At 63.2% G+C, this 14,411-nt stretch carries 13 protein-coding genes; all 13 read left to right on the forward strand.

Going from position 1 to position 14,411, the window contains the following annotated elements:
* Position 1: 1 nt before the first annotated feature.
* The 13 genes from RT697_RS09410 (at position 2) to dnaG (ending at position 14,017) form a co-directional block, all read left to right on the forward strand.
* Positions 2-640 carry a tetratricopeptide repeat protein gene (locus tag RT697_RS09410; protein ID WP_313698371.1) on the forward strand — a complete coding sequence of 213 codons (639 nt, stop codon included), beginning with the start codon at positions 2-4 and terminating at the stop codon, positions 638-640.
* A gap of 5 nt (positions 641-645) precedes the next feature.
* Positions 646-1,803, forward strand: a complete 1,158-nt coding sequence (gene bamB / locus RT697_RS09415) for an outer membrane protein assembly factor BamB (protein WP_313698372.1) — start codon at positions 646-648, stop codon at positions 1,801-1,803.
* A gap of 25 nt (positions 1,804-1,828) precedes the next feature.
* Positions 1,829-3,181, forward strand: coding sequence for a ribosome biogenesis GTPase Der (gene der, locus RT697_RS09420; protein ID WP_313698374.1), 1,353 nt, complete (start codon positions 1,829-1,831; stop codon positions 3,179-3,181).
* Between the two features lie 3 nt (positions 3,182-3,184).
* Positions 3,185-4,258, forward strand: a complete 1,074-nt coding sequence (hisC, locus tag RT697_RS09425) for a histidinol-phosphate transaminase (RefSeq protein WP_313698375.1) — start codon at positions 3,185-3,187, stop codon at positions 4,256-4,258.
* Between the two features lie 156 nt (positions 4,259-4,414).
* Positions 4,415-4,651, forward strand: coding sequence for an RNA chaperone Hfq (gene hfq / locus RT697_RS09430; protein ID WP_006218585.1), 237 nt, complete (start codon positions 4,415-4,417; stop codon positions 4,649-4,651).
* A gap of 84 nt (positions 4,652-4,735) precedes the next feature.
* Entirely contained in the window at positions 4,736-5,842 is a 1,107-nt protein-coding gene (gene hflX, locus RT697_RS09435) for a GTPase HflX (RefSeq protein WP_175125030.1), read from the forward strand.
* A complete protein-coding gene (gene hflK / locus RT697_RS09440; protein ID WP_313698377.1) occupies positions 5,808-7,106 on the forward strand; it encodes an FtsH protease activity modulator HflK in 1,299 nt (432 codons plus the stop codon). Before hflX ends, hflK begins: the two co-directional genes overlap by 35 nt.
* Before the next feature lie 18 nt (positions 7,107-7,124).
* Complete coding sequence (gene hflC, locus RT697_RS09445) at positions 7,125-8,027, forward strand: protease modulator HflC (RefSeq protein WP_313698379.1); 903 nt, start codon at positions 7,125-7,127, stop codon at positions 8,025-8,027.
* Between the two features lie 266 nt (positions 8,028-8,293).
* On the forward strand, positions 8,294-9,451 hold the full coding sequence (locus tag RT697_RS09450; RefSeq protein ID WP_313698419.1) for an ATP phosphoribosyltransferase regulatory subunit: 1,158 nt from the start codon (positions 8,294-8,296) through the stop codon (positions 9,449-9,451).
* A 76-nt stretch (positions 9,452-9,527) separates the two neighbouring features.
* Positions 9,528-10,823 carry an adenylosuccinate synthase gene (locus tag RT697_RS09455; protein WP_050446295.1) on the forward strand — a complete coding sequence of 432 codons (1,296 nt, stop codon included), beginning with the start codon at positions 9,528-9,530 and terminating at the stop codon, positions 10,821-10,823.
* 81 nt (positions 10,824-10,904) lie between these two features.
* Positions 10,905-11,447, forward strand: a complete 543-nt coding sequence (locus tag RT697_RS09460) for a phosphoribosyltransferase (protein ID WP_056571405.1) — start codon at positions 10,905-10,907, stop codon at positions 11,445-11,447.
* Between the two features lie 256 nt (positions 11,448-11,703).
* The gene (gene rpsU, locus RT697_RS09465) at positions 11,704-11,916 is read left to right on the forward strand and encodes a 30S ribosomal protein S21 (RefSeq protein WP_006218592.1); all 213 of its coding nucleotides are present in this window, start codon (positions 11,704-11,706) and stop codon (positions 11,914-11,916) included.
* A 19-nt stretch (positions 11,917-11,935) separates the two neighbouring features.
* On the forward strand, positions 11,936-14,017 hold the full coding sequence (gene dnaG, locus RT697_RS09470) for a DNA primase (protein ID WP_313698381.1): 2,082 nt from the start codon (positions 11,936-11,938) through the stop codon (positions 14,015-14,017).
* Positions 14,018-14,411 lie beyond the last annotated feature (394 nt).

Here is a 14,411-nt window from a genome sequence, read left to right on the forward strand (position 1 = left end):
CATGGCATACGATCTAGAAGAACAGGAAAAACTCGACGCGATCAAGGCGTGGTGGGCCCGCTACGGGACGCTGCTGCTGGCGCTGACGACGGTGGTGCTCCTGGCTTGGGGCGGCTGGTGGGGTTGGAAGGCGTACGAATCGCACCAGGCCAACCAGGCCATGGGTTACTTCGAGGCGCTGGAAGACGCCGCTCGCCTGGGCGGCGCCGATTCCTCGGCGCGCATCAAGACCGCCGCCTCGACGCTGCGCGACAAGTATGCCAACACCGGCTATGCCGCGCGTGGCGCTCTCGTGGCCGCGCAGGCCCTGCAGGCGCAGAAGGATGACGCCGGCGCCCGCGAACAACTCGAATGGCTGGCCGCCCAAGGCAAGAATCCCTCCATGCAGGCCGTGGCGCGCCTGCGCCTGGCCGGCATGATGCTGGACCAGAAGCAATACGACGCCGCGCTGGCGCAGCTGAACAATCCGCCGGCCGCCTTCGCCGCCTTGTTTGCTGACCGCCGCGGCGACGTGCTGGCGGCGCAAGGCAAGCGCGAGGAAGCGCGCGCGGCCTGGCAGAGCGCCATCGATGGCCTGGGCCTGGCCAATCCCCTGACCCAGGTTGTGCAACTGAAACTGGATGCCTTGAGCGGAGCGTGACTGTAATGCGTAAATTTGCACCTGGCCGTACGTGGCGCGGCGCCGTCCTGCTGGCAAGCCTGCTTGCCCTCGGCGGCTGCGGTATGTTTTCCCATGACGACGGCCGCTACGATCCGGCGCCCCTGACCGAATACAAGGCCGGCATGTCCGTGCGTCAGGTCTGGTCCACGTCCATCGGCAGCGGTTCCGGCCTGGGCTTCGCGCCCACCGTGCTCGGCGACGCCATCTATGCCGCGACGCCTGACGGCTCCGTCGGCAAGTTCGATCTGCAAAGCGGCCGCGTCATCTGGAAGGCCAAGACCGACACCAAGCTGTCGGCAGGCGCCGGCAGCGACGGCACCACCACCGCAGTGGCATCGCCCAACGGCGACGTCATCGCGTTCGACGACACCGGCAAGGTCAAGTGGAAGGTCCGTGCCACCAGCGACGTCGCCATCCCGCCGGTTGTCGGCTATGGCATCGTCGTCGTGCGCAGCGGCGACTATCGCATCCAGGCATTCGACGCCAACAGCGGCGAGCGCGTCTGGAGCGTGCAGCGTCCCGGCCCGTCGCTAGCCTTGCGCAGCGTCTCGCAGATGGTTCTGGCCGAAGGGCTGGTCATCACCGGCCTGCCGGGCGGCAAGCTCATGGCCATTGCCTCGAACAGCGGCAACGTGCAATGGGAAGGCACCGTGGCAACGCCGCGGGGCGCCAGCGACCTCGAACGCCTGACCGACGTGGTCGGCGCGCCTCGCATTGCGGGCAACCTGCTGTGCGCGGTGGCTTATCAGGGACGCATCGTTTGCTTCGACGTCACCGCCGGTGGCCGTCCGCTCTGGGCGAAGGACTTTTCCAGCGTCAGCGGCATGACGCTGGACGACCGCTTCGCCTATTCCGCCGACCAGAACAGCGTGGTCAACGCGTTTGCGCTGGATAATGGCGGTAATCTCTGGAAGCAGGCCGCCCTGAAGAACCGCCAGCTCACCGCTCCGGCTATGCTTGGCGGAGCGCTGGCTGTCGGCGATCTGGACGGATATGTGCATTTCCTGTCGCGCAGCGACGGCAGCCTGATGGCCCGCCTGTCGGTGGGCGGCGGCGCGGTCGTGTCACCGCCGCAGACGACGCCCCAAGGCGTGCTGGTCCAGACGGGCAATGGCAATCTCGTCCTGATCGGCACCAACTGAACCTTATAAAACAAAGCCTTTTACCGTGTCTTTCAAGCCTGTCGTTGCCCTGGTCGGCCGCCCCAATGTGGGGAAATCGACCCTTTTCAACCGCCTGACGCGATCGCGCGCCGCGCTGGTGGCCGACTATTCCGGCCTGACCCGCGATCGCCATTACGGCGAGGGCAGGGTGGGCGATATTCCGTTCATCGCCATCGATACCGGCGGCTTCGAGCCCGTGGCCAAGGACGGCATCCTGCTCGAGATGGCCCGCCAGACGCGGCAGGCCATCGCCGAGGCGGATGTCGTCGTGTTCCTCGTCGATGCGCGCGCAGGCATCAACGCGCACGATCACGAGATCGCGCAGTTGCTGCGCAAGTCCGGTCAGCAGCGCGTGCTGCTCGCGGTGAATAAGGCCGAAGGCATGGGCCTGGGTCCCGCCATCGCCGAATTCCACGAACTCGGCCTGGGCCAGCCCTATCCGATTTCGGCGGCGCACGGCGACGGCATCGTCGACCTGATCGAGCTCGCGCTCAAGGATCTGGCCGAACCGCCCGCCGAAGAAGAACCTGCTGAAGACGGCGAGCACGATCACCGCATCAAGCTGGCGATCGTGGGCCGCCCCAACGTGGGCAAGTCCACCCTCATCAACACGTTCATGGGCGAAGAGCGCGTGATCGCGTTCGACATGCCCGGCACGACGCGCGACGCCATCGAGATCGATTTCGACCGCGACGGCCGCCGCTACACGCTGATCGACACCGCCGGCCTGCGCAAGCGCGGCAAGGTGTTCGAGGCCGTCGAGAAGTTTTCCGTCATCAAGACCTTGCAGGCCATCGAGGCCAGCAACGTCGTGCTGCTGATGCTCGACGCGCAGACCGAAATCTCCGAGCAGGACGCGCACATCGCCGGGTTCGTGCTGGAAACCGGGCGTGCCGTGGTCGTGGCCGTCAACAAATGGGACGGCCTGGACGGCGAAGAAAAGGAACGCATCGAGCGCGAGTTCAACCGCAAGCTGCGTTTCCTGTCGTTCGCGCGCGTGCACACGATCTCGGCGCTGCGCGGGCAGGGCATCAAACCTCTGCTCAAGTCCATCAATGCCGCGCACGCTGCCGCGTTCGCCAAGCTGTCCACGCCCAAGCTCACGCGCGAACTGCAGGCGGCGGTCGAACAGCAGCAGCCGCCGCGCAAGGGCATCTTCCGTCCCAAGCTGCGCTATGCGCATCAGGGCGGACAGAACCCGCCGCTGGTCGTCATCCACGGCAATGCGCTGGACGCCATTCCCGACTCGTACCGCCGTTACCTCGAAACGCGTTTCCGCAATGCGTTCGACCTGGCCGGCACGCCGCTGCGTATCGAATTCAAGTCCTCGCACAACCCCTACACGCAGGAAAGCTGATCCATGAGCCGTTTCTGGAGTCCCGTTGTCGGGACGCTCAGTCCCTATGTGCCGGGCGAGCAGCCCAAACTTCAGAATCTGGTCAAGCTGAACACCAACGAGCATCCTTACGGGCCGTCGCCCAAGGTGCTCGATGCGATCCGCGCGGCCTGCGACGACACGCTCAAGCTCTATCCGGATCCGTCCTCGGACCGCCTGCGCGAGGCCATCGCCACAGCCGTCGGCGCGCAGCCACAGCAGGTGTTCGTGGGCAACGGATCCGACGAGGTTCTGGCGCACGCGTTTCTTGCGCTGCTCAAGCATGATCGCCCGCTGCGGTTTCCGGACATCACCTACAGCTTTTACCCGGTGTATTGCGGTCTGTACGGCATCGAGTTCGAAACGATGCCGCTCACCGCGGACTTCCGCATCGATGTCGAAGACTATCTGCCGGCGCGCCACGGGCAGGCCGGCGCCATCATCTTCCCGAACCCCAATGCCCCCACCGGCCGCGCGCTCAGCGCCGCCGACGTCGAACGCATCGTGGCGGGCAACCCGGACACGGTCGTCGTCGTGGACGAGGCGTACGTGGATTTCGGCGCCGAATCCGTGATCCCGCTGGTCTCGCGCTACGACAACCTGCTGGTGGTGCAGACGCTTTCCAAGTCGCGTTCGCTGGCCGGTTTGCGCGTGGGCTTTGCCGTTGGCAGCGCCGCACTCATCGATGGCTTGGAGCGGGTAAAGAACAGTTTCAACTCCTACCCCATCGATCGGCTGGCATCCGTCGGCGCAGTGGCGGCCCTGGAGGATACGGAGTATTTTGAGCAGACTCGCAATGCCGTGATCGAAACCCGGTCGCGCATGACGGCAGGGTTGGAGTCGCTGGGCTTCGAGGTGCTCCCGTCGGCGGCGAACTTCGTGTTCGCACGCCATCCGGAAAAAGACGCCGCGACGCTTGCCGCCGCCCTGCGTGAACGCAGCATCATCGTGCGCCATTTCCGTCATGCGCGGATCGACCAGTTCCTGCGCATTACGGTGGGTACCGAAGGCCAATGCGACATGCTTCTGCAAGCGCTCGACAAGATCCTGCAGGCGTGATTTCAAGGGCTTTTCAGCTGGAAAACTCTGGTCTCATTTTTGCTTCCCGGCCAAGTAGCACGGGCCGGGAAAACCCTGTAGAGTACGTGTTTCGGCGTGCTCCACCAGTACAAAAAGCGCGTCATCACTCAATAACAATCAAATGGAGCCTGGCCAATGAGCAATAAAGGGCAAACTCTGCAAGATCCGTTCCTCAACACGCTGCGCAAGGATCATGTGCCCGTGTCGATCTACCTCGTGAACGGCATCAAGCTTCAAGGGCAAATCGAATCCTTCGACCAATACGTGGTGCTGCTGCGCAATACGGTCACCCAAATGGTCTACAAGCACGCGATCTCGACCGTCGTCCCCGCGCGTGCCGTCAATTTTCAAGTGGAAGTCCCTGCTGAGTAATCTCGCTCCAGCTTTACCTTTTATTGCCCGCCAGACGGTTCCCGTCGGCGGGCATTTTCGCTTTGGCTCGAATATGGTGCATGTATGCGCGCTCTGATCATCAGTGTGGATCTCGGTGATCCGGACTTCACGGCGCACGCCGAGGAATTCGCCATGCTGGCCAAGGGCGCGGGCGCCGAAATCGTCGGCACCCTGACGGCTCGCCGCGATCGTCCCGACGCCAAGTTCTTCATCGGCTCCGGCAAGGCTGACGAGGGCGTCGCGATGGCGCAGGCGCTGCTAGCCGATATCGTTCTTTTCGATCAGCCCCTGTCGCCCGCCCAGCAACGCAACCTCGAACGCGCCTTCAACCTGCGTGTGGTGGATCGCGTCGCCCTCATCCTGGACATCTTCGCGCTGCGCGCAAAGAGCCACGAAGGCAAGCTGCAGGTCGAACTGGCCCAGCTTCAGCATCTGGCCACGCGCCTCACGCGCATGTGGAGCCACCTGGAGCGGCAGCGGGGCGGCATCGGGATGCGCGGCCCCGGCGAATCGCAGCTCGAAATGGACCGCCGCATGATCGGCGCCAAGGTCAAGACGCTGCGCGAACGGCTCGACAAGGTCGAGCGCCAGCGCATCACCCAGCGGCGCGCCCGCGCGCGGGGCGGTGCGCTGTCGGTGTCCCTGGTTGGCTACACCAACGCCGGCAAGTCGACGCTGTTCAATGCGCTGACCCGGGCCGACGCCTACGCCGCCGACCAGCTCTTCGCCACGCTGGACACGACCACGCGCCGCATCTGGATCGAAGGCGCCGGATCGGTGGTGGTGTCGGACACCGTGGGCTTCATCCGCGACCTGCCTCACAACCTGATCGCCGCCTTCCGGGCCACCCTCGAAGAAACCGTGCATGCCGACCTGCTCCTGCATGTGGTGGACTCGGCCAGCCCGCAGCGGGATGAGCAGATTTTTGAAGTGAACAAGGTCCTCGCCGAAATAGGCGCTGCCGCGATTCCAACCATTCTGGTATACAACAAGATCGACCGGGCGGGATTGGAACCGCGGGTGGAGCGCGATGCACATGGTACGATTGCGCGAGTATTTGTAAGCGCCACCGAGCGCGCCGGTTTGGATGCGTTGCGCGGGGCAATTGCGGAGACCGGACAGATTGTGGGAAACAATGCCGCGAATTATCAAACTCTTCAATCTGAATGACCCCGGCTGGGGTCGTGGAAACAACAATGGCTCCGAGCCGCCGCCTAAGCGGCCCCAAGGCAATGGAGACGGCCCTCCTGACCTGGACGAGGTCTGGCGCGATTTCAACAATCGCATCGGGAACCTGTTCGGGCGCAAGGGCGGTGGCGGCAATAACCGCCCCGGCAACCGTGGCGGCATGACGCCGCCATCCCCGCGCGGCACGCGCATCGGCCTGGGTGTCATCGCCTTGGTCGCTGCCGGCATCTGGCTGGCCAGCGGCTTCTACATCGTGCAAGAAGGCCAGGTCGCTGTCGTGACCCAGTTCGGCAAATACAAGAGCACGTCGCAAGCCGGTTTCCAGTGGCGCATGCCGTACCCCATTCAAAGCCATGAAATCGTCAACGTGTCGCAACTGCGCACGTTCGAAGTCGGTTTCCGTGGCGGCGCGCGCAACAAGGTCCTGCCTGAAGCGCTGATGCTCACGACGGACGAGAACATCGTCGATATGCAGTTCGTCGTCCAGTACCGCCTGAAGGCGGACGGCGCGCCCGACTATCTCTTCAAGACGCGCGACCCGGACGAGTCCGTGCGCCAGGCATCTGAAACCGCCATGCGCGAAGTCGTGGGCAAGCAGTCGATGGACTTCGTGTTGTACGAAGGCCGTACGACGGTGGCTTCCCAAGTCCAGACGCTGATGCAGCAGATCCTCGATCGCTACCAGACGGGCGTGCAGATCAGCACGGTCGCCATCCAGAACGTGCAGCCGCCCGAGCAGGTGCAGGCCGCGTTCGACGACGCCGTCAAGGCCGGTCAGGATCGCGAGCGCCAGATCAACGAAGGCCAAGCCTACGCCAATCAGGTCGTGCCGCTGGCCAGCGGTCAGGCATCGCGCATGACGGAGCAGGCTGAAGGTTACAAAGCCAAGGTCGTCGGCGATGCGCAAGGTAATACGTCGCGCTTCACCAGCATCCTGGGCGAATACGAAAAGTCTCCCCAAGTCATGCGCCAGCGCATGTACCTCGAAAGCATGCAGGACATCTTCACCCGCGCCAGCAAGGTCATGGTCGACACCAAGAGCAACAACAACATGTTGTATTTGCCCCTGGACAAGATCATGCATCTGGCCGCTCAGGACGCAGGCAAGTCGAACATCGGCAGCTCTGGCTCGCCCGTGTCCAATGCGCCTGTCCAGCAGCCTCCGCGCGGTACGGCCGCGCCGGTGCCGCAGTCTTCCGGCAGCAGCAATAGCAACACGCTGCCCCGCGACCGTATGTCGCGCTAATCCGGAGGAGTCCTGAAAATGAATCGTCTTATGCCCATCCTGGTCGGCCTGCTCATCGTGCTGGCCCTCCTTTCCTCCAGCGTTTTCGTGGTGCGCGAGCGCGACTATGCCTTGGTGTTCTCGCTGGGTGAGGTCCGCCGCGTCATCAGCGAACCTGGCCTGTACTTCAAGGTTCCGCCGCCTTTCCAGAATGTCGTCACGCTCGACAAGCGCATTCTGACCATCGAAACCAACGAAGCCGAGCGCATCCAGACTTCCGAAAAGAAGAACCTGCTGATCGACTCCTACGTCAAGTGGCGCATTGCGGATCCCCGCGTGTTCTACGTGACGTTCGGCGGCAACGAGCGCGCGGCGCAAGAGCGTCTGCAGGCTCAGATCCGCGACGCCCTGAACGCGTCGGTCAACGTGCGTACCGTGCGAGACGTGGTCTCGACCGAACGCGACAAGATCATGACGGAGATCCTGGAAAACGTCGCCAAGCGCGCCGAGCCCTTGGGCGTGCAGATCGTCGACGTGCGTCTGCGCCGCATCGAGTTCGCCCCGGAGATTTCCGAGTCGGTCTACCGCCGCATGGAAGCCGAGCGTACCCGCGTCGCCAACGAGCTGCGCTCCATCGGCGCGGCCGAAGGCGAGAAGATCCGCGCCGAAGCCGACCGCCAACGCGAGGTCATCGTGGCCCAGGCTTATGCCAAGGCTCAGGGCGTCATGGGTGAGGGCGATGCTGCCGCGGCAGCCATCTACGCCGAGGCCTACGGCAAGAACCCGGACTTCTACACGTACTACAAGAGCCTGGAAGCCTATCGCGCCTCGTTCTCGAAGCCGGGCGACGTGCTGGTCGTTGATCCCAGCTCCAGCTTCTTCCAGTTCATGAAGGATCCGGCGGGCGCTGCCCTGGCGCCGGTCACCGTGCCGGCCAAGTGATCCCCCTCGGCTAGCACGAACGAAAAGCCCCTCGGCTCTCCGAGGGGCTTTTCTGTTTCGGACGGGACGATTTCCGCCCGGTGGCGGGGACGAGGCCGGACAGCCCGGCACGCTCGCCCCGCGGGTGGCGCTCGCCGCTGAACCATGTACAATACCGCGTAAGCTAGAAAACATTCCGCAGCGGCTGAGCGGGCTTACGCCCCTCAGCCGCTTTTCGTTTGGGCGACGCCCACGCATCACTTGGCGTTATTCAGGTAAACACATTCATGGGTAACTGGCTGCTGCCCGAAAGCCTTGCCGACGTACTTCCGGCAGAGGCCCGGCGCATCGAGGAACTGCGCCGCGAACTTCTCGATCTCTACCGTACATACGGGTTCGAGCTGGTCGCGCCGCCCCTGGTCGAGTACATCGATTCATTGCTGTCGGGCACCGGCAGCGATCTGGATCTGCGCACCTGCAAGCTGGTCGACCAGCTTTCGGGCCGCACGCTGGGCGTGCGCGCGGACATGACTCCCCAGGTCACGCGCATCGACGCGCACTTGCTGAACCGCGCGGGCGTCACCCGCCTGTGTTACTGCGGCAACGTGCTGCATGCGCGTCCCTCGGACTTGCTGTCCAGCCGCGAACTGCTGCAGATCGGCGCTGAAATCTACGGCCATGCCGGATTCGAAGCCGACCTCCAAATCATCCAGCTCGTGCTGGAAACCGTGGCAATCGCTGGTGTTCGCAATCCGCGTCTGGATCTGTGTCACTCCGGTGTTCTGCGCGCCATCCTGAAATCGGATCCTGCTGCCGGCGAGCTGGCGCAGGACGCCATCCGGCTGATGCGCGACAAGGATGTCCCCGGCCTGGGCGAGCTGGCGGCGCGCGCGCCCGGCATCCGTCCGGAAACGCTGAAGGCGCTGCAGTTGCTGCCCACGCTGTACGGCAGTCCGGACGTGCTGAAGGTCGCCCGCCGTGACCTGCCGGCGCTGCCTGGTGTCGCCGAGGCCCTCGATGCCCTTCAGGCGGTGGTCGATGCCATGCCCAATGTGTCGTTCAGTGTGGATCTGGCCGACGTCGGGGGTTACGCTTACCACTCGGGCGTCAAGTTCGCGCTGTACGCCGAGGGCTGGCACGATGCACTGGTCAGCGGTGGCCGCTACGACGACGTCAGCCATGCATTTGGCCGCGCGCGTCCGGCCACGGGCTTCAGTCTGGATTTACGCAAGCTGGCGGCGGGTCTGCCGCCGGCGGAAAGGGCGCGAGCAGTTCGCGCGCCCTGGGGGCAGGCTCCCGCTCTGACCGAGGCGGTTCGCCGCTTGCGCCGGTCAGGGGAAATCGTCGTTCAGGTATTGCCCGGTCACGAGCAGGATCAGGACGAATTCGTTTGCGATCGCGAGCTGGCGCTGCAGGATGGCGTCTGGACGGTCAAAACGCTGTGACTAACTCCCTCTCGGAAACGAGGGGGCCGCGGGGAGATTTCCGGATTTCCCGAGAAACTCGAAATTGATTCGTATCATGAGCAAGAACGTAGTCGTAATCGGCACCCAATGGGGTGACGAGGGCAAGGGCAAGATCGTCGACTGGCTGGCGGAATCCGTCCAGGGCGTGGTCCGCTTCCAGGGCGGTCACAATGCCGGCCATACGCTGTGGATCAATGGCAAGAAGACGATTCTTCGCCTGATCCCGTCGGGCATCATGCACCCCGGTGTCACCTGCTTCATCGGCAATGGCGTCGTGCTGTCCCCGGAAGCCCTGCTCAAGGAAATCGAAGAGCTGGAGGCCGCCGGCCTGGACGTGCGTTCGCGCCTGCAGATCTCCGAGATCTGCCCGCTGATCCTGCCGTACCACGTTGCCATCGACAAGGCGCGTGAAGCGCGCAAGGGCGAGGGCAAGATCGGCACCACCGGCCGCGGCATCGGCCCGGCCTACGAAGACAAGGTCGCCCGCCGTGCCCTGCGCGTGCAAGATCTCTTCAATCCTTCGCTGTTCGACGAAAAGCTCGCCGAAGTGCTGGATTACCACAACTTCGTGCTGACCAAGTACCTGGGCGCCGAGGCCGTCTCGGCCAACGAAGTCCGCGATCAGGCCATGGCGCTCGCGCCGGCCATCGCCCCGATGGTCAAGGACGTCTCCAGCAACCTGTACGCCATGCAGCAGGAAGGCAAGCGCATCCTGTTCGAAGGTGCGCAAGGCGCGCTGCTGGACGTCGATCACGGCACGTACCCCTTCGTCACCAGCAGCAACTGCGTGGCGGGCGCGGCTTCGGCCGGCGCCGGCGTCGGTCCCCAGCAACTGGATTACGTCCTGGGCATCACCAAGGCGTACACCACGCGCGTCGGCTCCGGCCCGTTCCCCACGGAACTGGTCGACGAAATCGGCACGCGTCTGGCCACCATCGGCAAGGAATTCGGTTCGGTCACCGGCCGTCCGCGCCGCTGCGGCTGGTTCGACGGCGCTGCACTGAAGCGCTCGGTCCGTCTGAACGGCATCTCCGGCCTGTGCATCACCAAGCTGGACGTGCTGGACGGTCTGGAAACCATCCAGTTGGGCGTCGGCTACCGCGTCAACGGTGAATTCCGGGACGTGCTGCCCTATGGCGCGCACGCCGTGGCACAGGCGCAACCCGTCCTGGAAGAACTGCCCGGCTGGAGCGAGTCCACCGTCGGCATCACCGAATACGACAAGCTGCCTGCCGCGGCGCGCCGCTATCTCGAGCGCGTGGCGGAAGTCTGCGGTGTGCCGATCGACCTGGTGTCGACCGGTCCGGACCGCAACGAGACCATTGTTTTGCGTCATCCCCTGAAGGGCTGACATCGGGTTATTATTCCCAAGGCCGCCGCCGGTCATACCGGCGGCGGCCTTTTCGTATTTTTGTGCAGGAGATGCTTGCCTATGAGCACGCCGACCAGTGACGATAGCCATCTGTGGGTAACGTGGGACGATTACAACCGCTTGATCGAGCGCCTTACTTTGCAGGTGCACCAGTCGGGCTGGAAATTTGACAAGATTCTGTGCCTGGCACGCGGCGGTATGCGTGTGGGCGACGTCATGTCGCGTATTTTTGACGTGCCGCTGGGCATCCTTGCCACTAGCAGCTATCGCGAGGCGGCTGGCACCAAGCAAGGCGACATGGACATCGCCCAGTTCATCACCATCACCCGCGGCACGCTGTCCGGCCGGGTGTTGCTGGTGGACGACATGGTCGATACCGGCAAGACGTTCAACAAGGTGTTCGATCACCTGAAGAGCCAGTTCGCCGACATCACCGAATTGCGCAGTGCCGTGCTGTGGTGGAAGGGGCATTCCCAGGCAACACCCGACTACTATGTCGAGAAGCTGCCCACGAATCCCTGGATTCACCAGCCGTTCGAAGATTACGACAGCTTGCGTCCCCATCAGTTGGAAGCCTGGATCCGCAAGGGTTCGCAGAGCTGATGGCGGGTGGGGCAGGGCGGGGTGCTGGGCGCAGTCGGGCTCTGGCAGTAGTCAAACCGTCCTTACCCATGCTAGAATCGCTGGTTATCGCTAAACCGAACTTGGCTTGTTACTCTCTGGGTAGTCTTTGGGTAACGGAAACAGCCAGCTCAAACCCGGGCGAAAGCATGCCCGGGTTGCGCTTTCGAGGCGTTGCTGGAAAAGCAAGCCAGGTTTGTCATCAACTTTGTTACCCTACAAGCAGGCCAATTACTTTATGCCTATCGTTCGACTGAAGGAAAACGAACCGTTTGAAGCCGCTCTGCGCCGCTTCAAGCGCACCATCGAAAAGACCGGTTTGCTCACCGAACTGCGCTCGCGCGAGTTCTATGAGAAGCCCACCGCCGAGCGCAAGCGCAAGCATGCCGCCGCCGTGAAGCGCCACTACAAGCGCATCCGTAGCCAACAACTGCCCCCGCGCCTGTATTGATTTCTGATTCCCGAATCTATTGATTCCAGAATCATTCATCCAGGATTTGCTCGCCCGAGTCGACGTCGTCGACGTTGTCGGGCGATATGTGCAGTTGCGAAAGGGTGGGGCCAACTTGCTTGGCCTGTGCCCCTTTCATAACGAAAAAAGCCCCTCGTTCACTGTCAGCCCCACCAAGCAGTTCTATCACTGCTTCGGCTGTGGAGCACATGGCAGCGCCATCACCTTCCTGATGGAACACACGGGCGCCAGTTTCCCCGACGCCGTGCGCACGCTCGCGGCGTCGGCGGGAATGACGGTCCCCGAAGAAAACCGCAGTCCCCGCCAGCAGCAGGAATCCGCGCGCCGCAAGGCCGAGGAGTCCCGGCACACGCAGGTGCTCGATGCGGCCCAAGCCCATTACCTGAAACAGTTGCGAGCTTCGCCCGCCGCCGTCCGCTATTTGAAGCAGCGGGGCCTGACTGGCGAAATTGCCGCGCATTTCGGTTTGGGCTGGTCCGGCACCGACCGCCACGGCCTGTCCCAGGTATTTCCCAACTACGAAGACCCCACGTTGGTGGAGTCCGGGCTCGTCATCGAGTCCGAAGACGGACGTCGCTACGATCGTTTCCGCGAGCGGGTGATGTTTCCGATCCGCAACGCGCGGGGCAGCCTCATCGGATTCGGCGGCCGGATCATCGGTAAGGGTGAGCCGAAGTACCTGAACTCACCCGAGACGCCTCTGTTTTCAAAAGGGCAGGAGCTCTACGGCCTTTGGGAGGCGCGCCAAGCCATCCGCCAGGAAGGCCAGGTCATCGTCGTCGAAGGCTACATGGATGTGGTCGGGCTTGCGCAGCAGGGCATCGCCAACGCCGTCGCGACGCTGGGTACGGCCACTACCCCGGATCACGTCAAGAAGCTGCTGCGGTCCAGCGACAAGGTCATCTTCAGCTTCGACGGCGACAAGGCCGGACGGCGTGCCGCCTGGCGCGCGCTGCAGGCTTGTCTGCCGGTGCTCAGGGACGATATCGCGATCCGCTTCCTGTTCCTGCCGGCCGAGCATGATCCCGATTCGTATGTTCGCGAGTTGGGCGCCGAAGCGTTCCGCGCCTGTCTGGGCGACGCCGTGGCGCTATCCCGGTTCCTTCTGGACGAATTGGCATCGCATCACAACATGAACGAAGCCGAAGGCCGCGCCAGTTGCCTTCACGAGGCCAAGCCGCTGCTGGCGGCAATTCCCGAATGTGCGCTGCGCGTGCAGATCGAGCGGGAAATGGCCAAGCTGGTTCAACTGACGCCCGAGGAAATGGCGCAGGTCTTGGCGCAGCAACCCGCCAAACCGTTCGCACCCGGCCCGCGGCCAGCGCCGGGCGCGGTTGATACTGGAATGTCTTCGGGCAGCGAGCCAGGTCACGACGGCGGTCCACCGGACATGGGCTACGACTTCGGCAACCATGATTTCAGCGACATTCCGGCAGACGAGTCCGACGTCACCGATTACGGCCAGTACACCTCGCATGGCGACGAGCCGAGCGGCGGCGCGGGCGGCTGGCAGCAAGGCGGCAAGCAGGAATGGAAAGGCAAGAGCGACTGGAAAGGTAAGGGCGACTGGAAGGGCAAGGGCGATTGGAAAGGCGGCAAGGGCAACTGGAAAGGCCGGCGCGACAACGACGTCGGCGGTTTCGAGGGGCGCCGCACCATGCCGTCCCTGGCCAAGCGACTGTTGAGCCTGCTGCTCGCCCATCCCGAACTGGTTGACTCCATGGGCGACCAGCAGCTTGAAGTCATCGACCATGGCCCCCATCTAGGATTGGTAAGGGACCTGATCATGCTGGCGCAATCCAGCGGCGCGCGCCATGTCGGCGCCTTGCTGGAGGCCGCTGAGCCGGATTCGGACCTTGCCACTGTCTTGAAAGGGCTGCGGGCGGACATGCTCGCGCAGGAAGACCTGCCCGATCCGCAGACCGAATGGGATGACGCGTTGCGGCGGATCGAATTCGATTCGGCGAAAGTGGAAATGGCCAAGCTGGCTGCTTCGGGGCTTGCTTCGGAAGAGGCGCGCAAGCGCTATCTTGAGCTGTCTAGCCGCATGACGGTCTTGAAAGGTGCTGGGTTGCGCTAAATACGCTAAAATCAAAGGTTTTCCGCTAACGCGGGGTCACTTTGCGACAGGCAGATGGACGCAGACCGCCCTAGTGGCTTGCCGCCATTGCCAGTTGTACCCCGACTGTTGCATGATCGACAAAGATTCGAGTTCGGTATGGGTTGATTGTTTGCCATACCGATACAGCAGTAGCAGGAAAGTGAAATGTAGTTTGGCATCGGAATCTATTTCAGATGCTGGAATCTAATAATTATTGTGCCAATTTGACGAGATCGGCTTGCAGCTCGGATCGAGTTCCGCAAGCCGCTCGGGCACCCGGTAGTTGAATGCTTTAGAAAAACCGGGGACGCGTGCGTCAAAATTGTTACATGGTTAATTAATATAGTTGAGCGGTGGATCAAAAGCAGTTCAG

It is taken from the genome of Achromobacter sp. (assembly GCF_032113835.1).
In the GTDB taxonomy this organism is placed as follows: Bacteria; Pseudomonadota; Gammaproteobacteria; order Burkholderiales; family Burkholderiaceae_B; genus Achromobacter.